The 21,715-nt window shown below is 63.0% G+C and carries 19 protein-coding genes and 2 pseudogenes; 17 read left to right on the plus strand and 4 right to left on the minus strand.

Annotated elements, in window-relative coordinates; translation table 11 throughout:
* Positions 1–182: 182 nt before the first annotated feature.
* The 14 genes and pseudogenes from D0N36_RS03250 to D0N36_RS03305 all read left to right on the plus strand — a co-directional run bounded on the left by D0N36_RS03250 (position 183) and on the right by D0N36_RS03305 (position 13,696).
* Positions 183–881 (plus strand): TIGR04283 family arsenosugar biosynthesis glycosyltransferase, encoded by a 699-nt coding sequence (locus D0N36_RS03250; RefSeq protein WP_116939611.1) that lies wholly within the window; start codon positions 183–185, stop codon positions 879–881.
* 194 nt (positions 882–1,075) lie between these two features.
* A pseudogene (locus D0N36_RS20065) lies at positions 1,076–1,213 on the plus strand (NAD-dependent epimerase/dehydratase family protein); the annotation flags it as partial.
* A 31-nt stretch (positions 1,214–1,244) separates the two neighbouring features.
* Positions 1,245–2,087: an NAD-dependent epimerase/dehydratase family protein gene (locus D0N36_RS03255; protein ID WP_317191431.1), complete on the plus strand. Its 843-nt coding sequence runs from the start codon at positions 1,245–1,247 to the stop codon at positions 2,085–2,087.
* A 4-nt stretch (positions 2,088–2,091) separates the two neighbouring features.
* A complete protein-coding gene (locus tag D0N36_RS03260; protein ID WP_242478786.1) occupies positions 2,092–3,042 on the plus strand; it encodes an SDR family oxidoreductase in 951 nt (316 codons plus the stop codon).
* A 172-nt stretch (positions 3,043–3,214) separates the two neighbouring features.
* A complete protein-coding gene (locus D0N36_RS03265) occupies positions 3,215–3,907 on the plus strand; it encodes a TIGR04282 family arsenosugar biosynthesis glycosyltransferase (RefSeq protein ID WP_116939613.1) in 693 nt (230 codons plus the stop codon).
* Positions 3,908–4,016: 109 nt separating this feature from the next.
* Positions 4,017–7,070, plus strand: coding sequence for a TonB-dependent receptor (locus D0N36_RS03270; RefSeq protein WP_116939616.1), 3,054 nt, complete (start codon positions 4,017–4,019; stop codon positions 7,068–7,070).
* A gap of 188 nt (positions 7,071–7,258) precedes the next feature.
* A complete protein-coding gene (locus tag D0N36_RS03275) occupies positions 7,259–8,473 on the plus strand; it encodes an ABC transporter substrate-binding protein (protein WP_116939619.1) in 1,215 nt (404 codons plus the stop codon).
* Positions 8,474–8,676: 203 nt separating this feature from the next.
* On the plus strand, positions 8,677–9,528 hold the full coding sequence (locus tag D0N36_RS03280; protein WP_116939622.1) for an ABC transporter permease subunit: 852 nt from the start codon (positions 8,677–8,679) through the stop codon (positions 9,526–9,528).
* Positions 9,529–9,700: 172 nt separating this feature from the next.
* Positions 9,701–10,462, plus strand: coding sequence for an ABC transporter permease (locus D0N36_RS03285; protein WP_116939625.1), 762 nt, complete (start codon positions 9,701–9,703; stop codon positions 10,460–10,462).
* Positions 10,463–10,540: 78 nt separating this feature from the next.
* Positions 10,541–11,161 (plus strand): hypothetical protein, encoded by a 621-nt coding sequence (locus tag D0N36_RS03290; RefSeq protein WP_116939627.1) that lies wholly within the window; start codon positions 10,541–10,543, stop codon positions 11,159–11,161.
* Positions 11,154–11,714, plus strand: a complete 561-nt coding sequence (locus tag D0N36_RS03295) for a hypothetical protein (protein WP_242478787.1) — start codon at positions 11,154–11,156, stop codon at positions 11,712–11,714. The genes D0N36_RS03290 and D0N36_RS03295 overlap by 8 nt, the downstream gene beginning before the upstream one ends.
* Entirely contained in the window at positions 11,681–11,806 is a 126-nt protein-coding gene (locus tag D0N36_RS19880; RefSeq protein ID WP_262895290.1) for a hypothetical protein, read from the plus strand. The genes D0N36_RS03295 and D0N36_RS19880 overlap by 34 nt, the downstream gene beginning before the upstream one ends.
* A 199-nt stretch (positions 11,807–12,005) precedes the next feature.
* Positions 12,006–12,752 (plus strand): ABC transporter ATP-binding protein, encoded by a 747-nt coding sequence (locus tag D0N36_RS03300; protein ID WP_116939630.1) that lies wholly within the window; start codon positions 12,006–12,008, stop codon positions 12,750–12,752.
* Positions 12,749–13,696: a radical SAM protein gene (locus tag D0N36_RS03305; RefSeq protein ID WP_116939631.1), complete on the plus strand. Its 948-nt coding sequence runs from the start codon at positions 12,749–12,751 to the stop codon at positions 13,694–13,696. Before D0N36_RS03300 ends, D0N36_RS03305 begins: the two co-directional genes overlap by 4 nt.
* 150 nt (positions 13,697–13,846) lie before the next feature.
* Here the strand turns inward: D0N36_RS03305 and D0N36_RS03310 are convergent.
* Positions 13,847–14,317: pseudogene (locus D0N36_RS03310) on the minus strand (STAS domain-containing protein); the annotation flags it as partial.
* A 299-nt stretch (positions 14,318–14,616) separates the two neighbouring features.
* Between D0N36_RS03310 and D0N36_RS03315 the strand changes: the two are divergent.
* From D0N36_RS03315 to D0N36_RS03325, 3 genes are all read left to right on the plus strand, one after another.
* Positions 14,617–15,492 (plus strand): sterol desaturase family protein, encoded by an 876-nt coding sequence (locus D0N36_RS03315; RefSeq protein ID WP_116939632.1) that lies wholly within the window; start codon positions 14,617–14,619, stop codon positions 15,490–15,492.
* Between the two features lie 133 nt (positions 15,493–15,625).
* On the plus strand, positions 15,626–18,289 hold the full coding sequence (locus tag D0N36_RS03320; RefSeq protein ID WP_116939634.1) for an MGH1-like glycoside hydrolase domain-containing protein: 2,664 nt from the start codon (positions 15,626–15,628) through the stop codon (positions 18,287–18,289).
* A gap of 34 nt (positions 18,290–18,323) precedes the next feature.
* Entirely contained in the window at positions 18,324–18,629 is a 306-nt protein-coding gene (locus tag D0N36_RS03325; RefSeq protein ID WP_116939637.1) for a hypothetical protein, read from the plus strand.
* A gap of 156 nt (positions 18,630–18,785) precedes the next feature.
* Here D0N36_RS03325 and D0N36_RS03330 read toward each other — a convergent pair whose 3' ends face one another.
* From D0N36_RS03330 to D0N36_RS03340, 3 genes are all read right to left on the minus strand, one after another.
* Positions 18,786–19,238: an ankyrin repeat domain-containing protein gene (locus tag D0N36_RS03330; protein WP_116939640.1), complete on the minus strand. Its 453-nt coding sequence runs from the start codon at positions 19,236–19,238 to the stop codon at positions 18,786–18,788.
* Between the two features lie 85 nt (positions 19,239–19,323).
* Complete coding sequence (locus tag D0N36_RS03335) at positions 19,324–20,382, minus strand: bile acid:sodium symporter family protein (RefSeq protein ID WP_116939642.1); 1,059 nt, start codon at positions 20,380–20,382, stop codon at positions 19,324–19,326.
* Positions 20,383–20,468: 86 nt separating this feature from the next.
* Positions 20,469–21,524 (minus strand): LLM class flavin-dependent oxidoreductase, encoded by a 1,056-nt coding sequence (locus D0N36_RS03340; protein ID WP_116939645.1) that lies wholly within the window; start codon positions 21,522–21,524, stop codon positions 20,469–20,471.
* Positions 21,525–21,715 lie beyond the last annotated feature (191 nt).

Genomic DNA, 21,715 nt, shown 5'->3' on the forward strand with positions numbered 1-21,715 from the left:
GCGTTTGACGCATACGGGGGAAACCACAGCCGTGGTGAGGTGCTTTGCAATAAACGCGCCGTGCCGGGCGGCCGGATTGCCCGGGCGGGCAAACTGGCCGGGCCCACAACTGCGTATCTGCCGGGCCGGACCAGTTTATGGCCGCCGGAAATTGCGCAAATTGCGCTCCTGTTCAGTTTTTTATGCCCGAGCTAAGTATCATCATTCCTACCTATAACGAAGCCCCGCACATTGCCGGGCTGGTGCGCCAGCTGCGCCAGCTTGCCCCGTCCGGCGAGGCGGTAGAAATTCTGGTAGTTGATGCTCAAAGCCCCGATGGCACGGCCGCGCTGGCCGAGGCCGCCGGGGCCACTGTGCTGCCTGCCCCGCGCCCGGGCCGCGCCGCCCAAATGAACTACGGCGCCGCCCACGCCACCGGCCGCATCCTGTACTTCGTGCACGCCGACGTCGGCATCTGCCCCGGTTACGTCACCACCATTGCCCAGGCCGTAGCGGCGGGCCACGCGGCCGGCTGCTACCGCTTCCGCTTCGACTCGGCCCACCCGCTGCTGCGCATCAACAGCTACGGTACCCGCTTTCCGGGCCTCATGAGCCGCGGTGGCGACCAGACGTTGTTCATCACCAAGGAGCTATTCGGGCAGCTGGGCGGCTTCAACGAGCGGTTTGTGGTGATGGAAGACTTCGAGATTATCCAGCGTATCCGCCGCGTGGCCTCGTTTTACATCGTGCCCCAAAGCGTGCTGGTATCGGCCCGCAAATACGAGCAGAACGGCTGGCTCCGCGTGCAGCTGGCCAACCTTACGGCCTTCATGCTGTACTTCATGCGCGTCGAGCCCGCCCGCATTGCCCGCACCTACAAAACGCTCATCAACCATCGGTAGGTAGGTTTTGGTGGGTGGGAAAGAGGAAGGAAAAACGTCATTCAGAGCATGTGGCGCATAGAGCCAGGGACGAAGAATCTCGCGTGATATTCTTGAACGACTGTTTAATCATCAGCTCACGAGATTCTTCGTCCCTGGCTCTATGCGCCACATGCTCTGAATGACGTTCTACTGTCGTCGTTATCCGATTTCCTGTGTCTGACAATCAAAGCCTACTTAACCCAAAGTCGGTCCTCGTTACCGGGGCCAATGGTTTTCTGGGCCGCCACCTGGTAGCCGAACTGCACCGCCGGGGCCACGCCGTGCGGGCGCTGGTGCGGCCCGGCACCGCGCCGCCTTTTCCGGCCGAGCGGGGCGTAAGCTATGTTGAAGCCGACCTGGCCCAGCCTGCCACTGGCCGGCGCGGCTACCGGTTGCGGGGCCATCATTCATGCCGCCGCGCTGGCCAGCGTGAACCCGGCGCGCAACCCGGCACTGTGGGCGGTGAACGTGGAGGGCACCCGCGCCGTGCTGGCCGAGGCCCGCCGCGCCGGCGTACGGCGGCTGGTGTATGTAGGCACGGCCAACGTATTCGGCTTCGGAACCCGGGAAAACCCCGGCGACGAAACCCGGCCCTACGCCGGCGCCCGCTACGGCCTCGACTACATGGACAGCAAGCGCGCCGCCACCAACCTCGTGCTGCAAACCGTGGCCGATGAGCAGCTGCCGGCCGTGCTCGTGCACCCCACCTTCATGCTCGGCCCCGACGATGCCAAACCAACTTCGGGGGCGCTGCTGCTGGAAATTTACCGCGGCAAAGTGCCCGGCTACCCGCCTGGCGGCAAAAACTACGTGCACGTGCGCGACGTGGCCCACGCCACCGTAAATGCGCTGAATCTGGGGAGGGTGGGAGAGTCGTACATTCTGGGCAATGAAAACCTGAGCTACCACGAAGCCTTTGCTCTGATGGCCGACTTAATGAGCGTACCGGCCCCGCGCTGGCCCCTGCCGGCCGGCCTGGCCCAGCTCTACGGCGAACTGTGCAGCCTGCAAACCCGCCTCACAGGCCGTCCGGGCCGCCTGAACGCCGCCATGACAGCCGTGGCCAACGACGGGCACTACTTCGCAGTAGAGAAGGCCCGCCGCGAGCTGGGCCTGCCCCAAACGCCCATAGCCGAGGCCATAACCGACGCCTTCGCCTGGTTTCGAGCCCAACAGTATATTTGATAGTATGTGGAAAGAAAGTCCGGCCCCGGTCGATAGTGAGCCTGCCCTGTCCTTATCCCCAACACCGGCGGTACTGGTGTCAACGGAAAAGGCCGTAACCGGTGCCCAGGTAGCGGCGCGCGTCCCCCGGGCCCTGCCCACGGTGGGGCCGCTGGCCGGCAAGGTGGCCCTGGTTACGGGTTCCGAGTCGGGCATTGGGCGCGAAACGGCGCGGGCCCTGGGCGCCGCCGGGGCTGCCGTAGTGCTCAACGGCCTGCGCCCCGACTACCTCGAAGCCACCCGCCAGCAGCTCGAAGCGGCCGGCGCCACCGTGGCCGCCTGCCTGGCCGACGTAACCGACTACGCCGCCTGCGAGGCTCTGGTGGCGACAACCCTGGCCGAGTTCGGCCGGCTCGATATCCTGGTGGCCAACGCCAGCATCTCGCAGCGGGCCTATTTCCGCGACATGGACCCCGACGTGTTCCGGCGGGTGCTCGACAGCAACGTGTACGGGGCCGTTTTTCCGCTGAAAGCCGCCTTGCCGCACCTGCTCGAAAGTAAGGGCAGCATCACGTTCATTTCCTCCATTTCGGCTCTAAACGGGATGCCCAGCGGCTCGGCCTACTGCGCCGGCAAGGCGGCCCTCACCAATCTGGCCCATACCCTGCGCCTGGAGCTGGATTGTACCGGCGTGCATTTTGGGGTGGTACACATTGGCTTCACCGAAAACGACGACGACAAACGGGTGCTCGATGCCGCCGGCCAGCCCGTGCCCATTGCCTACCGCAAGCCCCGCTGGCAGAAAACCCAGGCCGAAGTAGCCGCCATCATCGTGCGCCACATCCGCAAGCGGCGGCAGCGCACCGTTATTTCGGCCCTGGGCTGGATCATTGCCATCGTCCACGGCAACTTCCCCCGCCTCGGCGACTGGGTGGTGCTGACGAGCATGCGGCGGTTACGGAAGTTTTATGAGTGAGGAAAAGCTGCGATGGTAATTGGGTAAGAGAAGAGCGGCTCATGCTTGTTCTCTTACCCAATTACCACCGCAGCCGTCAATCCATCCCGGCCAGCTCTGCCGTACATTGCGCCTCGCAAGCAGCACCCGGCAATGTGCCGGCTGAAATCCCATTCAAGTCCAGCCCCTGCCAGTGCTTTCTGTCGCCCCGCGCTCCGCTACTGCCGTTTTGCTCTTCAGCCGCCTGGCGGGCGAGGAAGCCGCGCACAAGCGCTTCGGCAACGGGCCCGCTGCGGCGGTGGCAGCCCAGCTGATTGCCCGGGCCACGGCCACAGCCCGGCAGGCAGGCGTCGATTTTCTGCACTTTGGCACCGGCCAGCAGGTGGGCCACACGTTTGGGCAGCGGCTGGTTTCGGCCCTGGCTTACGGCTTCGGGCTGGGCTACGAGCGGCTGGTGGTTATTGGCAACGACTGCCCCCAGCTGACGCCCGCACGGCTGCGCCAGGCCGTGGCCGGCCTCGAAACGGCCGATGCCGTGCTAGGCCCCGATTTGGCCGGGGGCGTGTACCTGCTGGGCGTTAATCGCGCTTTTTTCGTGGCCGAGGCCTGGGCCGTGCTGCCTTGGCAGACCGCCACCCTGCATCAGGCCCTGGGCCGCTGCCTGCGCCACGCCGGCGCTATCGTGCGCCGGCTCCGGCCCCTGGCCGACGTAAACAACGCCTACGATCTGGCGCGGGTGCTGCGCCGGCTGCCCGCCGCGGCATTGCGCCGCCGCCTGTTGCGCCTGCTGCGGCCTGCCAGCCCGGTGCGCCTGGCCCTGCGGCCCCGCCTGCGGGCGGCGGTTGTAGCCGCGCCACTGCCCCTGCGCGGGCCGCCCGCCAGCTGAGAACCTTTGCGAATGGCCCACTTACGGGCGGTTGGGGTGCCGGATGGCGGCCTTGCCGGCCCGCAGGTGCGCCCGGGTTTCAGTTTTAAGGTGTTTTAGTTTTTTTCAGATGAGTAAATTTGCCGCTTTCGCAGTGTCTTCGCTGTGTCTGCTGGTGCTGCCCGTGTCGGCGGCGCTGGCGCAATCCGTCGATTTAGTGGTGTCGGTAGTGGATGTGGGCACCCGCCAGCCGGTGGTGGGCCAAGTGGTGCACCTTGATAACGCCGCCATTGGTTTTAGCACCCAGCAAACCACTGATAATCAGGGCAAAGTCCGCTTTCGGGGCCTGAGCACGGCCGGCTCCTACGCCGTGAGCACCGATTTATCGGACAAGTTCCAGCCGGTGCGTGAGGCCAACATTCTGCTGCGTTCCAACTCCAGCCCGAGCGTGACGCTGGTGCTGCCGCGCGCCAGCGGGCAGGCCTTGGGCGAGGTAACGGTGCGGGCCCCCAACGCCACCACCATCAACACCCAGAACGCCGAGGTAGCCTCCCAGCTCTCGGCCCGCGAGTTGCGCCAGATACCCATTGAAGCGCGCGACATCACCCGCGCCCTTTACCGCCTGCCCAACGTCACGCAGGCCACCGGCTTCTTCACCGAAGCGCCTAACGTGAGCATCAATGGGGCCAACGGCCTGTACACCAACTACCTGATTGATGGTCTCGACAACAACGAGAACTTCCTGGGCGGTCAGCGCTTCGCCATCCCAACGGGTTTCGTGCAGAACCTGAACGTGCTGACCAACAACTTCTCGACGGAGTACGGCAACTCGGCCAACGGCATCGTCAACGTCACTACCAAGTCAGGCTCGAACGAGCTGAGCGGCGAGGCGTTTTACCTGACCCGGCCCGGTCCGGGCATTGATGGCAAGTCGGATTTTGCGCAGCGCGACCTGTCGGGTAACCAGGTGAAAAGCGGCTTCCAGCGCCAGCAGTTTGGCTTTGGCGTGGGCGGGGCATTGGTGAAGGACAAGACGTTCTTCTTTCTGAACGCCGAGCAGACCTTCGACCTGAAGGATAACCTGTTGAATTCGCCCGCGCTGGGCGTGAACGAGAGCGTGCGGGGCCAGAACCGCTTCACCTACCTCAGCACCCGCCTCGACCAGCGTTGGAATGACCGGTTTACCTCTTCGCTGCGGGCCAATGTGGGCATCGTGAACATTGAGCGGCAGGGCGGTGGCCTCGACGGCGGCGTGAACTTCAACTCGGCCGGCAACCAGCAGGACCGCAACTCGGTGAGCATTGCCTCGCAGAACGTGTACGTGGGCGAGCGAATCACCTCCGAAACCAGCCTGCAGTATGCCCGCTTCCGCTGGAACTACGCCAAGGCCAACAATCCTAACAGCCCCGACGTGGGCGTGCGCGGCCCCGACGGGCAGACCATTGCCGTGCTCGGCCATCCCGGCTACCTGTTCGATGCGCTGGAAAACACCTGGCAGGGCCAGCAGAAGTTCACCTACCTGGCCGGCCGCAACACCTTCAAGGCGGGTTTTGGGCTGATCAGTTCCCAGCACTCGCTGTTCGGCGGCGGCAACCCCAACGGCAGCTACACCGTGCAGCTGAGCGCCACTCAGCTGGCAGCACTGCGGGCCCGCAACCTCGGCGGCGGCCTGAGCATCAACGATATTCCGGCCGACGTGCAGGTAGTGAACTACGGTGTGGAGCTGCGGCCGGCGTCGTTCGGGACCACCCAGAACCTGTATAACATCTACCTCGAAGACCTGGTGGCCGTAACCGACCGCCTGAACCTGACGCTGGGCCTGCGCTACGACTACGACAACCTCTCGAAGGGCGGCTCCGACAAGGATGACTTCAATAACATCGCGCCCCGCGCCAGCTTCAACTACCAGCTCACCGAGCGCAGCAGCCTGCGCGGCGGTTTCGGCCTGTTCTACGACAAGATTCAGTACGCCATTTACAGCGACGCGCTGCAGCAGAACACCACCTCGGCTGACTACCGCGCCCAGCTGACGGAGCTGGTGCGGGTGGGCGCGCTGCCCGCCGACACCGACCTGGGGCGGGTGACGTTTGCCGGCAACGCCGGGGCCTCGTTCAATAACACCACCTACCTCAACGGCCCTTCGGCGGCCAGCCTGCAGGGCCAGCGGGAGGCTTCGTTCAGCAACGAACGGCGCATCCTCAATCCCAACGGCTACCAGAACCCCTACACCCAGCAGAGCACGTTGGGCTACCAGTACCAGGTAGGCGAGCGGACGCTGTTCTACGCCGATGCCGTGTTCAACCGCTCGTTTAATCTGCTGCGGCTGGCCAGCCTGAACGGGGCCGCCAACTACCCCGTAACCGACCCCGCCAACGTGGTGGTACGCACTGCGGCCCAGGCCGATGCCAGCCGCCCAATACCGATTCTGACCGATGCCAATGGTCCTTATGCCAACATCAACGGCCAGAAAGTGCGCGGCGTGGCCCGCGACATTATCGTGAGTGAAACCGCCGGCCGCTCGCGCTACCTGGCGCTTAACCTGAACCTAAAGCGCGACTTGCTCGCCGACGATAAGTACGGCTACCGCTTAAGCTACTCGCTGTCCAACCTCAAAAACGACACCGAGGACATCAACTTCCGCGCCCAGAACGCCAACCAGTACGGCACGGAATACGCTAACTCCATCAATGACCGTACCCACGTGTTCAATGCCCTGGGCTTCTACCAGCCCATCCGCAACCTGAACTTCAACGTGGCGGCGCTGGTGCAAAGTGGCCAGCCCATCAACCGCGTGGCCGGGGGCTATCCGGTGCCGGGCGCCTTCAACCCCGACGGCTCGCCGGTACTCACCAACGACCTCAACGGCGACGGCAGCTCGTTCAGCACTGCTTACCTGGGCAACGCCGACCGGTTTCCGGGCGAAGGCCGCAACTCCGACCGGTTGCCCTGGTCGAAGACGATTGACGCGGGGCTGCAGTATAACTTCCTCTTTGGCGAGAAGCTCAGCCGGCTCGAAATCCGGGCCGATGTGTTCAACGTCTTCAACACCCAGAACCTGAGCGGCTACGCCAACAACGCCACCCAGAGCAACCAGATTCAGGTGGGCCCCGAAGGCTCAGGCATCGTGCGCAAAAATGCCAGTGCCCCCCGCCAGTTCCAGTTCGGCGCCCGCTACGCGTTTTAATCAGATTCCACCTTCGGCTCCTTCCCGTCAACCCCACCCCAACCCCTCCCCAAAAGGGAGGGGCTCTAGTTATAGAACTTAGAGGGCTAGAAATCTAGCAGGCTAAAATTAGAGCCCCTCCCTTCTGGGGAGGGGTTGGGGTGGGGTTGACGGGGAGGAACCGAAGGTGAGTTGTTTACAAGCTCAACATGAAAACCTTCTTCCTTTTCCTTCCCATCCTCGCCCTGCTGGCTGGCTGCAACTCGGGCGAGCAAACCAAAACGCCTGAGCAGACGCTGGCCCAGACCTGGCCGAAAATTGAGGCGGCGGGCAAGGGCCAGCCGGTAAGCATGCTGATGTGGATGGGCGACCCGCTCATCAATAAATACATGCAGACCTACGTGAAGCCCGAGCTGCAGCGCCGCTACGGCATCGAGCTGCAGATTGCGGCCAGCCAGGGCGCGCAGCTGGTGCAGACGCTTGCCGCCGAGCAGCAGGCGGGTCAGCCAAGCGAGGCCGATATGGTCTGGATTAACGGCGAAACATTTTACCAGCTTCGGCAGGTGAATGCCCTGCTCGGGCCCTTCGTGGACAAGCTGCCCAACGCCCCGCTGCTCGACCTGGAAAACCCATTCATCAACACCGATTTCCAGCAGCCGGTGGCCGGCATGGAGGCTCCCTGGGGCAACGTGCAGTTCAACTTCATCTACGATTCGGCGCGGGTGGTCAACCCGCCGAAGTCGTTTGCCGAGCTGCCAGCCTTCGTGCGGGCTCATCCCGGCCAGTTCACTATCCCGAACGAGTTTACGGGCATGACGCTGCTCAAATCGTGGATGATTGCGCTGTCGGGCGACCCGAAGCTGTTCCAGGGCAAGTTTGACGAGGCCGTGTACAACAAGTGGTCGGGCGAGCTATGGAAGACCATCAACCAGAGCAAGCCCTATTTCTGGAAGGAAGGCCGCACGTTCCCTGAGCAGCTGGCCCCGCTGCACCAGCTGTTTGCCAACGGCGAGGTGGCCTTCACCTTCTCCAACAACGACGCCGAGGTGGACAATAAGGTGAACCAGAAGGTGTTTCCGGCCACGGCCCGGGCCTACGTGCCGGCCCCCGGCACCATCCGCAACTCGCACTACCTGGGCGTGGTGCGCGGGGCCCAGCACCCCGAGGCGGCTATGCTGGTCATCAACTTCCTGATTTCGCCCGAGGCCCAGCTGAAAAAGATGGACCCCAACGTGTGGGGCGACCATACGGTGCTCAACCTGGCCGCCCTCACGCCCCAACAACGGCAGCAGTTTCAGCAGTTGCCCTCGCGCCGCTACGCCCCGCGCCGCGAAAACCTGCAAAACCTGGCCCTCATGGAGCCCGACCCCGAGTACATGACCCGGCTGTTCAAGGATTTTCGGACGGAGGTGATTGAGAAGTAGCTGTTGGGACTGCGCCTCACCCCCCGGCCCCCTCTCCGAAAAAGGAGAGGGGGAGCCTAACAGAATAGATGGCCTCGGTTAACTAAAATTCGTCCGTTATATCCAGCATATTGCATTGGCCATCGGCCCAAGTCGTCCGGCACCCCCTCTCCTTTTTCGGAGAGGGGGCCGGGGGGTGAGGCGCAACGCAAGAACGACGTTCAATGAAACCCATCAAACCCATTCTGCCGCTTTACGCCCTGCTCGTTATCGGCCTGCCGCTGGCGGGGCTGGGCTACGCGCTGCTGGGTAGCGTGGGCGTGGTGGGGCCACTGGCCGGGGACTTTACGGGGGAATACTGGCAGGCGCTGGGCCACGAGCCGGGCCTGGCGTATGCGGCATTGTACAGCTTCTGGATTGCGGGGGCCTCGGTGGGTATTTCGGTGGTGCTGGCGCTGTTGCTGGTGCTGCGGGCGCAACCCACGCTGCAGCGTGGGCCGCTGCCGGGGCTGTTGTACGTGCCGCTCGTGATGCCCGCGCTGGTGGTGGCCTTCTACCTGTTTCAGCTGCTGAGCCGCAGTGGCTTGCTCTCGCGCATCAGCTTCCGGCTGGGCCTGACGGACAGCCTGGAGGCCTTCCCCGAGCTGGTGCAGGATGCGGCAGGAGTGGGCATCATCATGGCCCACGTGCTGCTCACGTTTCCGTTTCTCACGCTGCTGTTCCAGGCTATCTACCAGGAAAGCCGGCTGGCCGAGCTAGGGCAGCTCACGAGTACGCTTGGGGCCAGCGCAGGGCAGTTTCGGCGGCGGGTGGCGGCGCCGCTGCTGCTGCGCCGGGCCGCGCCCACGGTGCTGCTCAGCTTCATTGCCACGCTCGGCGCCTACGACATTCCGCTGCTGCTGGGCCGCCCGTACCCGCAGATGCTGAGCGTGTTCATCATCACCAAGCTCCAGCGCTTCGACCTGCGCGAGTTACCCGCCGCCTACCTGGCCGGGTTCCTGGTGGCTGCGGGGCTGATAGGGCTTATTTTGCTGCTGTTGCGGCTGGTAAACCGGAGCAAAGTGGAGGCGGGGTGAGATGATTAACAAGAGTGTCATGCTGAGCGTAGCCGAAGCATCTCTACCGCAGTGGTAAAATCAACGACAGGATTAGCGTTGCAGTAGAGATGCTTCGACTCCGCTGCGCTCAGCATGACATCGTTCTTTTCGTTTCCAGCCCCGTATCGTCTTCTCCTTTTTCCTTCAATCAATGCGCTCCAGACTCCTCACAACCGTTCTCCTCATCCTCTTCGCGCTGCCGTTTGGGCTGCTGGGGCTGCTGGCGGTGGGGCAGGAGTGGCGCTTCCCAGAGGTGCTGCCGCCGGCTTACTCGCTGGAGGCGTTACGCGGGCTGGTAGCGGCCGATAATGACCTGCTGGCCGGCCTGGGCAAAAGCCTGCTGCTGGCCTCCGTGGTGGCGGTGCTGGCTACGGCCGGCGGCTTTCTGGTCGCGCGGGCCATAGCCGGAGCACGGCGGCCGGGGCGCTGGACGGCCCTAAGCTACCTACCCTACGCGCTGCCGCCAGTGCTGCTGGCCGTGCTGATTCAGCCGTTTATTATCCGGATGCATTTGTCGGGTTCGGTGGGCGGGGTGCTGCTGGGGCTGCTGCTGCTGGCGCTGCCGTTTGCCACGCTGCTGCTGGGCTCGTTCTGGAGTCAGCGGGCCACCGAGTACGAGCAGCTGGCCCGCACGCTGGGCTGCACGCCCCGGCAGGCGCTGCGGCGGGTGCTGCTGCCGCTGGCCGCCCCGTTGCTGCGCACCACGCTGGTCCAAACGTTTCTGCTGGCCTGGTTCGATTTCGGCCTGACCAATGTGCTGAGCGTGGGCAAAGTGCGGACGCTTACGGTGCAGGTGTTTACTTACGTGGGCGAGGCCAACGCCCCGCTGGCGGCCGTGGCCTCGCTGCTGCTGGTGCTGCCGCCGATGCTGCTGCTGCTGGCCAATAAATCTGCCCTGCTGCGAAAGCCGTAACTAGCCTGCCGGTTGCTAGGAGATACCCAAACCAGCCTCCGGCAACCAACAAGTTCCGACCGTCAATCAACAACCAATATGCTGCAAGCCCTTCTGATTTCCAATGGTCTGCAAGGGCTGGATAGCTATTATGTTTCCAACGAGCTGGTGCAGTACACCATCTGCCTCGTCACCAAAGACTTCAACCCCGACCTGTTACCTTACGACCTGCTGGTGGTGCCCAACGGCTCCGACCACGTGGCCATGCTCAGGATAAAAGATAAGGTAGAGGCGTTTCTGGCGGCCGGAAAAGCGTTGATATGCTGCGACGGGTTTTTCACGGCCTGGGTGCCCGGCAACCAGTGGCTGATGGACAATTCGCGCCGCACTCTGGATGTGCGCTATTCGGCCGGTACCGATTCGCACGGCCTGCTGGCTAACATCAACCTCGATGAGCTGAACTTCTCGCACGGCATGAGCGGCTGGTGGGCCTGCGGCTACATTCAGGCGGCTGCCGGGGCCGATGTGCTGCTCCACGATACCTGGCAGCGCCCCATTGTGGTGCTCGACGAGGTAAGCACGCCGGGCCGGATGCTGCTCACGGCCAGCGGCCCGCTGGCCGACGTCACGTACGGCGGCAAATCGGAAAGCGCTATGGTTACGCTGTACCGCAACTTTCTGCATCTTATTTCCACCGAAACTGTTTCTGCACATGGCTAAGATCGGCTTGATTTTCAACGGCGTGTGGTCGCACTACGCCGTGGCTACGGCCCCCAAGTATCGCGACCTGTACGAGCTGCTGTACGTGCACGACCTCACGGCCGAAGCCGTGGCGAACCTGGAGGCGCTGGCCATCCCGTTCCAGTCGAACCAGCAGGTGCTGACGGAGAAGAAGGCCATTATATACGATTTCCTGGCGGCCGGTAAAAAGGTGTTCCTGGAAGGCGACTCTTCCACGGCCTGGCTCGATGCCCAGTGGGAAGACCGGCCCGTAAACAACTACTGGTGGGTCGACGACCCTACTAATCCGCCCGTGTCGGAAACCAACTACGACCACCCCGTGTACCAGGGGCTCACGCCCCGGCAGGCCTGCTGGCACACCCACGGCGTGTACACCCGCGTACCCGCATCGGCCGAAATCCTGCAAACCAACGCGCCGGCGACGTTATTACCTGGCAAACCCACGCCTACGGTGGCACATTGCTGGCCACCACCCTCGACCCGCTCGTCGAGCACGGCGTGCAGCAAATCACCCACCTCGATAACTACGTAGACCGCCTCACTTACTGGCTCAGCGGCGAGCAGCCTAGCCCGGAGCGCATGACGATTGACGCGGCAGCATATGGCGTAGGGGCGTTGGTGTGAGGTTGATGAAACCAGAACGAGTGGCTAATGATAAAACCAGTACGTCATGCTGAGCGCAGCCGAAGCATCTCTACCGCAGTGGTGATTTTTGCTCCCGGCCAGTTTAGCAACGGAGTGGTAGAGATGCTTCGACTGCGCTCAGCATGACGTACTTTGTCTTCCTCCGCACGTCATTTAATTCCCCAAAAAGCCTCACCTAATGCTCACCGTTTCGCACCTTTCCAAGCAGTTCAACGACCAGCCCGTGCTACGCGATATTTCGCTGACGTTGGCTGAGGGCGAAGTGCTGGCAGTGCTGGGGCGCTCGGGCTGCGGCAAAACTACGCTGCTCAAGATTATGGCGGGCCTCGAAACTGCCGACAGCGGTACACTGGAGCTGCACGGTCAGGATTTACTCCCCGTCCCGCCCAACGAGCGGCAGATGGTGTACCTGTATCAGGAGCCGCTGTTGTTTCCGCACCTGTCGGTGTTTGAGAACGTGGCTTTCGGGTTGCGGATTCGGAAGGTGAAAGAGGCGGAAATCAGGCAGCGCGTAACCGAGCTGCTGGCCGAGCTGGAGATGAGCGAACATGCCCAAAAGGCGCCGCATCAGCTTTCGGGCGGACAACGGCAGCGGGTGTCGTTCGGGCGGGCGCTCATCATTCGGCCGCGTTTGCTGCTGCTCGACGAGCCCTTCGGCAACCTCGACGCCCAGACCCGCGCCGCCATGCAGCAGCTGTTCGGCCGCGTCAGCCGTCAGCACCGCATCACCTCCATTTTCGTCACCCACGACAGCCGCGAGGCACTTACCGTGGGCTCGCGCCTGGGTTACCTGGAGCGCGGCCGCCTCACGAGCTTCGGCTCCGTGGCCGAGTTTGTGGACGACCCACGCACCAATATTGCCGCCGAGCTGTCCTTCTGGGAGAATATCCGGCAGGCCGCTACCTCTACCTTAATCATCGAATGAAGACCGATTTCAACCACTGCGAATCCGTGTACTGGGTGTTTACCCAGCTCTGCAACGACAAGTGTGACCATTGCTACAACAGCTCCGGGCCCCAGGGTACGCGCATCAGCGTGCAGGACTGTTTTCGTATCATCGACAACCTGCCGGAAAAGATAGACCGGCTGATTCTGTCGGGGGGCGAGCCGCTGGCCGATAAGGTGAAGCTCTACTCGATTCTGGAGGCGTTGCAGCGCAAATACCAGGGCCGCACCCAGATTATGCTGCAAACCAACGGTGACCTGCTGACGGAGAAAATCCTGGATTTGCTGATTGAAAAGGGCGTTACCCGCTTCGATATTGCCAGCATCGACCGTTACCACAAAGCCGCCGGGGCCCGGTTGATGACGCTGGCCGACCTGTTCGAGAGCCGCGGCGTAAACGGCGACGACCACGACCCGCTCATCGACAAAGAACACCTGCTGGTGGAAAGCCACCGCCTGAGCTGGGGCTACTGGGGCGCGAGCGAGGATATGTGGCTGGGCGGCAACTGGGCCCGCGGCCGCGCCCTCGAAAAGGATATCTGGCTCAAGGACCCCAGCCATAATTTCTGCGCCATCCTATCAGGCGCGAAAGGCTTTCTGGGCGGCACCGAGCTGCCTCAGGAAATCAGCATCCAGCTCTGGAAAATCAACCCCTGCTGCCCCGGTACCAAGTTTCCGCTCGGAGACGCCCGCAAGGAAAAAGTGGCCGATGTTCTGCTGCGCGCCTCCAAATCCGAAATCATGCAGCGCCTCAACGAAGGAGCACCCTGGAAAATGGGCGAATCCATCGGCGTGTCGGAAGCCCACGCCCTGGCCCGCACCGAGGACCTGCAGAATGTGTGCAAGTGGTGCGACGAGTTCTTCGAGCAGCATTTCGACGGCCCACTGGTGGCCTCTGAAGAGCCGAAACTAGTGGTTAGTTAATGGTGCGTAAAGCTTAGAAACCGCCTGTCATCCTGACAAAGGAAGGACCTTATCACGCTAAAACGATTCGTTGTTACAACCGTTTAAACGTGATAAGGTCCTTCCTTCGTCAGGATGACAAGCGGTTCCGTTCGCCCACCAACCACTAACTCAATACCGCAAATCCGCGCCGGCTACATGGTATATCGGGTCCTCCAGGATATTCACGTCGATGAGCGAATCGGCGCGTTGGAGCAGGTGGCGGCAGTCGGGGCTGAGGTGGCGCAGCTGCACGGTTTTGCCAAGGCGGTGGTAACGCTCGGTGAGCTTGTTGAGGGCTTCGATTGCCGACATATCGGCGACGCGACTTTCGGCAAAGTCGATGATGACCTGCTGGGGGTCGTCGGCCACGTCGAACTTCTCGCTGAAGGCCTGCACCGAGCCGAAAAACAGCGGCCCGAAGATTTCGTAGTGCTTCACGCCGGCCTCGTCGAGGTGCTTGCGGGCGCGGATGCGGCGGGCGTTTTCCCAGGCAAATACCAGCGCCGCAATGATGACGCCGATAAGCACGGCCAGTATCACCACAAGGTCGGATACGGGCATGTGGCCGAAGGTGCGGAGCGAGGCCCACTCGAACGTGCCTGCAGGACTTGTTGCATAAGCGGCGGAAAGCAGGAGAGGAACGGCGCCCAAAAAGCCGCCCGCCCCAGTAGAGCCGTGCGGCGGGAAGGGTAGTAGCCCGGCAGAATGAGGACTCTGGCGGAAAATCCGCCAGGGCAAGGGTGCAGATTCAGTTATCGGTTGAATGACGTTCTTTGTTCACCAGTAAAGTAGGGTGCGGGGCTTGTCCCCGCCCGCCGCTGAACAAAACCCGCACGAACCGTTCAATGGCGGGCGGGGATAAGCCCCGCACCCTACGCCGTTTCTACCAGCCACGAATAATGAACCTGCTCCCCGTTTCTCACCCTCTGCTCAAGCGTTTCGATAAATACGCCACGCCCGTACTGGCCGTGCTGGGCCTGGGCCTGCTGCTGCTCGAAACCCGCAAGCCGCTTCGCAGGCGCACCCGGCCCCGCACCGAGCGGTGGGTGCGCAACGTGGCGCTGGCCGCCCCCTCCATGCCGGCCATGCGCCTGACGCTGCTGCCGGCCATGGTAGGCCTGGGCCAGCTGATGGCGCCCTACCGCACGCCCCTTTCGCGGCTGCCGGAGCCGGCCCGGCTGCTGGCCGAAGTGCTGCTGCTCGACTACCTGGGCTACTCCTGGCACCGGCTGCTACACTCGCCGCTGCTCTGGCGTCTGCACCGCGTCCACCACTCCGACCTCGATATGGACCTGAGCACGGGGTGGCGGTTTCACTTTGGCGAGATGCTGGCCAGCATCCCGTACCGGGCCGGTATTGCGGCACTGCTGGGCGTGCGCGGCTCCACAGCTTTGGGTTTTGAAGTAGTGTTTGAAGCCTGCACTGCCTTCCACCACACCAACCTGGAGCTGCCCTACGAAGTAGAGCGCCGCCTGGCCCCGTTCATGGTCACGCCCCGCGCCCACGGCATCCACCACTCCATGGTCGACCGCGAAACCCAGAGCAACTTCGGCGTCGTGCTCACCCTCTGGGACCGGCTCCACCGCACGCTGCGCCTCAACGTGCCCCAGCAGGATATCACCATCGGCGTACCCGCCTTCTCCGACCCCGCCGGCCAAACCGTCGCCCGCCTGCTTGCCCTGCCCGTCAAGCCGCTCGATACATGGGCCTTCCCCAACGGCACCGTGCCTGAGCATCCCGAATATGCCAAGCCGGTTACTGAGCTTGCGGAGTAGATTTCGGTGTCCGGTTACCAGTTTTTAGACTCCTCAGTAGCCGGCAACTGCCAACCCGGTATCTTTGCCGGCTTAACAGGGCCTGATTTTTGGTTTCCTGAACCGGCGGCCGTTGGCCGGCCCGATTCTTTTTATGACGCACGAACAACTGCGGCTGGCCGATGCCAACGCCCTGACCACTCCCTGGAAGAAATTCGGTCCCTACCTCACCGAGCGGCAGTGGGGTACGGTCCGCGAAGACTATAGCCCCGACGGGCAGGCCTGGAGCTTTCTGCCCCACGATGAGGCCCGGAGTACGGCCTACCGCTGGGGCGAGGACGGAATCGGGGGCCTCTCCGACGACGAGCAGCACCTGTGCCTGGCCGTGGGCCTCTGGAACGGGCAGGACGAGCTGCTCAAGGAGCGCCTGTTCGGCCTGACCAATCCCGAGGGCAACCACGGCGAGGATGTGAAGGAGCTGTACTACTACCTCGACAGCACGCCCACGCACTCTTACATGCGGATGCTCTACAAGTATCCGCAGGCCGAATTCCCGTACGAGCAGCTCCGGCGCGAAAGTGCCGCCCGCACCCGCCAGGACCCCGAGTTCGAGCTGCTCGATACTGGTGTTTTCGACCAGGGCCGCTACTTCGACGTGTTCATCGAGTACGCCAAGGCCGGCCCCGATGATGTGCTGCTGCGCATTACGGCCCACAACCGCGGGCCCGAAGCCGCGCCGCTGCACGTGCTGCCCCAGCTGTGGTTTCGCAACACCTGGAGCTGGGGCTACCCTGGCCAGGAGGCCCGGCCCGTGGTGGCTGCCCACGCCCCCGGCACGGCCCTGGCGGCCCACCCCACGCTGGGCCAGTACTACTGCTACTGCGACCACCCCGACGTCGAGCTGCTGTTCTGCGACAACGACACCAACGCCTACCGCATCGGCAGCCTGGCCGACTACCACAATCCCGGCCGCTACTTCAAAGACGGCATCAACGACTACGTGGTGGAGGGCGACCCCACGGCCGTAAACCCGGCCCGCCGGGGTACCAAAATGGCCGCCCATTGTCAGTTCGAGGTGCCGGCCGGCGAATCGGTTACCGTGCAGGTGCGCCTGACCCCGGCCACTTTGGAGGCACCGTTTGCCGATTTCGGGACCCTATTTGAAGCCCGCCAGCAGGAGGCCGACGAGTTCTATGAGTGCCTGCAGCAGGATTTGCCCGACAACGCCGACGCCCGCAACGTGCAACGCCAGGCCTTCGCGGGCATGCTCTGGAGCAAGCAGTTCTACTACTACGACGTGGCTCAGTGGCTCGACGGCGACCCGGCCCTGCCGCGGGTGCCCGCCACGCGCCGCCGCAAGGGCCGCAACCACAACTGGCGCCACCTGCGCAACCACGACATCATTTCGATGCCCGATACCTGGGAGTATCCCTGGTACGCGGCCTGGGATTTAGCCTTCCACTGCATTCCGCTGGCGATGGTGGATGCCGACTTCGCCAAAAACCAGCTCCGGCTGCTGTGCCGCGACTGGTACATGCACCCCAACGGCCAGCTGCCGGCCTACGAGTGGCACCTGAGCGATGTGAACCCACCCGTGCACGCCTGGGCCACCTGGCGGGTGTACCAGATGGACAAGAAGCGCAACGGCCACGGCGACCCGGCTTTTCTGGAAGCCGTGTTCCACAAGCTGGTGCTCAACTTCACCTGGTGGGTGAACCGCAAGGATAAAAGCGAGCGGAACGTGTTCGAGGGCGGTTTTCTGGGCCTCGACAACATCGGCGTGTTCGATAGGAGCGCCCCGCTGCCCACCGGCGGCCATATCGAGCAGTCGGATGGCACGAGCTGGATGGCCATGTTCGCGCTCAACCTGATGCGCATTGCCATGGAGCTGGCCCGCACCAACTCGGTGTACCAGGAAATGGCCGGCAAGTTCTTCGAGCACTTCCTCTACATTGCCGACGCCATGACGCGCGGCGGCGATGGCCAATTCAACCTCTGGGACGAGGAAGACCAGTTTTACTACGACGTGCTGCACACGCCCGACGGAGCCCGCACCATGCTCAAGGTGCGCTCCATTGTGGGGTTGATTCCGCTATTCGCCGTGGAGGTGATTGACGAGCAGCTGCTCAGCGAGCTACCCGATTTCACGGAGCGGGCCCGCTGGTTGCTCGAAAACCGCCCGCATCTGGCCCAACTAGTGTCGCGCTGGCGCGAGAAGGGGCCGGGCGACGGCAAGGGCGCCCGTCACCTGCTAAGCCTGCTGCGCCGCTCGCGCCTGCGGGCCCTGCTCAAGCGCATGCTCGACGAAACCGAGTTCCTGTCTGACTTCGGCATCCGCTCGATGTCGCGCGACCACCTGGCGCACCCCTACGTGTACCACACCCCGGAAACCGACTTCACGGTGCAGTATGTGCCCGGCGAGGCCGAAAGCAGCATGTTTGGGGGCAACAGCAACTGGCGCGGCCCCATCTGGTTTCCCATCAACTACCTCATCATCGAGTCGTTACAGCGCTTCTACGCCTACTACGGCGACGCTTTCCAGGTCGAGTACCCGACCGGTTCGGGCAAGATGCACACGCTCAAGCAGATTGCCGAGGCCCTCTCGGAGCGCCTGACCAAGCTGTTTCTGCGCGACGCCAACGGCCTGCGCCCGGCCTTCAACGGCGACGAGCTCATGCAGACCGACCCGTACTTCAAAGACCACCTGCTCTTCCACGAGTACTTCCACGGCGACACCGGCCGCGGCCTCGGTGCCAGCCACCAAACCGGCTGGACCGGCCTAGTCGTGCGTCTGCTACGCTACCAAGGGTACGAATAGAGCTTAGACCAAAACGAGCGTTTCTTTACAGCCAATGCTTCTTCCCTTCTTTGGCTTCGTCTTCGGCGTGATGGCCAGCACGTTTCTTGGAGCAGCCGTTATTGCGCTTCACCCCTGCTGGAAGCTGACCTTCGCGAATATCGCCTGGTTTATCGGCGGTGCTTTTGTCGGAGCCATCGGCTCCTCGCTGCTTTACACCCGAGTGTTTGCCGACGACAACCAAGTCCTGCACTCCACGGCCGCGATTATTGGGTTTCTGGCTACGCTCGGCGCAGCGACCTTATTGGGAGGCACGTTAGCTGTTTACATAGCCCAACGCTTTGGTAGTCGGGCGGCTTAATCGCTTAGCGGGAAGCAAACCAGCCGTTCACGAAAAGGGTCGGAAGGTAAACGCGCTTTGTTCAGGATTACGAGAGTTAAAGATGAAAGCCGTTGAAGAGCTGTGAGGCACTCTTCAACGGCTTTTATCTTTAACTCTCGTTTGTTGATTTTCAGCCTACATCCTGCTTTTTATTAGCTTGATGACCTGCTCGTTTTCGCCTTCCTTGGCGGCGGCCAGCACGTCTTTGCCATCTTTATCCTTGGCCTTGGGGTTGGCGCCGTTGGCGAGCAGGAACTCCACTACGTCGAGGCTGCCGTTGGCGGCGGCGGCCATTAGCGGGGTCATCTGGAAGGAGTCGGTTTTATCAATCTGAGCCTTGTTTTTGAGCAGGGCCTTCACCACATCGAGGTGGCCGTTGCCGGCGGCAATAACGAGGAAAGTGGTCGGAAAGCCGGGCATCATTTCCACCGGCGCGTTGGCGTCGGCTCCGGCCGCGAGCAGGGTTTCTACGTCGGCCGGGTTGTTTTTTGCTACTGCCGCGTACACTTTTTGGGTGGGCGTCGTCTGGGCCTGGGCCAGAATGGTAGTGGTCAGAAATAGCGTAAAAGCGAGAAGAAGTTTTTTCATTCCGGAAAGTGGGGGTGGGGTGGAAGAAAACCAGCCGGAAGATACGGTTTCAGTGGAAAAAATACGCGTACTAAAAAGTGCCCGCCTAGGTTTCCGGTTGGGCCTCAGCACGTAGGGCCGCCCGCCCAAACTGCTGGGCCATGATGCTGGCCAGCACAATCTGCAGGGCGTGGTAGAGCATCAGCGGCAGCAGCAGCGCCCCAGTGGCGGCCGTGGCCGGAAATAGCAGGCTGGCAAACACGCTGCCGTGCACCAACGACTTCTTGGAGCCGCAGAAAATAGCCGTGGTGCGGTCGGCGGCGGCAAAACCCAGCAGCCGGCTAGCTCCGGCCACCAGCCCAAACACCCCAAAATATAGCCCTACCATGCCCACGCCCAGCAGCGCCACGGTAGTCGGCGCGTAGCTGCGGAACACGCCCTGGGCAAACGATTCGCAGAACGAGGTGAACACGATGCTCAGGATAACGACTTGGTCGAGCACGCGCAAACGGCCCTTGTGCCGCCCGGCCCACGCCCCGAAGCGCGGGTTGAGCAGCATGCCGGCCCCCACGGGCAGGAGCACCTGCCAGCCCAGGCTCAGGGCCAGCGCGCTTAGCCCCTCGCCGCTGCTGCCGGTGGGCTGCAGCACTGCCCGCACCCACAGCGGCGTAAGGGCTATGCCAATCAGGGCGCTCAGGCTGGCGTTGAAAATGGCGGCGGGTACGTTGCCGCGGCCCATGCTTACCATCATCACCGAGGTCGAAACCGTGCTCGGCAGCACGCACAGAAAGAAAATACTCGGCCATAACAGCTGGCCCTGCACGCCCCCAAACAGCGGCCGCACCGCCAGCGCCAGCAGCGGAAACAGCACAAACGTGGTGCCTTGCACTACCAGGTGCAGCCGCCAGTTGCGGGTGCCACTGCGCAGGCTGCTCAGGCTCAGCTTAAGGCCGTACAGGAAGAAAACCAGCGCCACGCCCCCGGTAGTAAGGGCATCCCAAGGCAGAGGGCTGGCCGGGCTGCCCGCCTGCGGAAATAAATAGGCCAACCCTACCACGCCGGCCAGCGCCGGCAGAAACCAGTCGAGCAGGCCGGCGCGGCGCAGCCAGGCTACCAGGTGGTTTTCGGTGGGAGGCAGGGGCGAAGGATGGGCAGCAGTAGGCATGGGTGCCGCAAAGCTAGCCGCGCCAGCCCAATTAGGGCCGACGCGGCTGTGGTGAGCCTCTGCTCTGCGAGAACTTTAAGCGGGTGCTATACCGTCGCTAATTCGGGTCGGGCCAGGGCTGCTGCAGTGGGCAGGGCGAAGGCATCGGCCAGTAGCTCGTAGGAGCGGAGGCGGTCGTCGTAGTCGTGGGTGATGGTGACGGCCACTACTTCGTTCACGCCGTAGCTGGCGGCCAGTGCCTCAATTTCAGCCTTCACCTTGTCGGGTGTGCCGCTGATGATGCGCTGGTGATGGTAGGCCAGGCGGGCCCGCAGGTCGGGCGAGAAGGCAGATACGTTCACCGTTTCGGCCGCTTCAATGGGCGTGAATTGGCCGGTTTCGAGCTTGAGCATTTGCAGGGCCAGGTTATCGGCCAGTAGCTGGGCGCGGCCGGCCGTATCGGCGCACACCACAAAAATGGCTACGTTGGCCTGGGGCGCGGCCAACTCGGGCGAGGGCCGGAACCGCTCCTTGTACATCTGCACCATCTTCGGGCCGCCGTTGGGGTTGATGAAGTGGGCGAAGCTGAAGGATGCCCCCACGTGGGCTGCGAACAGCCCGCTCTGGCCGCTGGAGCTGAGCAGCCACATTTCTGGTACCGTATCGGCGAAGGGCGCGGCTTTCACTTTGGCATGAATGGTATCGGCCACCACCTCGTCGCGCAGGTAGGTCTGCAGGTCCAGCAGCTGCTCCACAAAATCCTGGTCGCTGAAGGTATTGTGGGGATTGAGGGCCTGGGCCGTGATGCGGTCGGTGCCGGGGGCGCGGCCGATGCCCAGGTCGATGCGGCCGGGGTACAGGGTTTCAAGCAGCCGGAAGTTCTCGGCCACTTTCAGGGCCGAGTAATGGGGCAGCATCACGCCGCCCGAGCCCAGGCGGATGCGGCTGGTTTCGGCCCCGAGCCGGCCCAGCAGCACTTCGGGCGACGAGCCGGCCAGCGTGCGGGTGTTGTGGTGCTCGCTCACCCAGAAGCGGGTAAAGCCCAGCCGGTCGGTCAGCCGCGCCAGCTCCACGGTGTGTAGCAGCGCCTCGCGCGGCGTGCGCCCCAGCGGTACCGGCGACTGGTCGAGGACACTGAGTTGAAGCTTATTTTCAGTAGTCATGTAGTAGACCAAGAGGTGAGCCCGGCCGCGAAGCCAGGGTTAAGCAGGTAGAACAGCAACCGGCGGCAAGTAGTTTGCCGCCCGCCCACATGCCTCGTACCGCATTGCTGATTGATAACGGCCGTAGCGCGAGGCTTCCGCTTCGCGTGTCGTTGAACGATACGGCTGCCGACGAACACAACGACCCCGTT

Origin of the sequence: Hymenobacter lapidiphilus, assembly GCF_003417065.2 — a bacterium.
Classification (GTDB): domain Bacteria; phylum Bacteroidota; class Bacteroidia; order Cytophagales; family Hymenobacteraceae; genus Hymenobacter.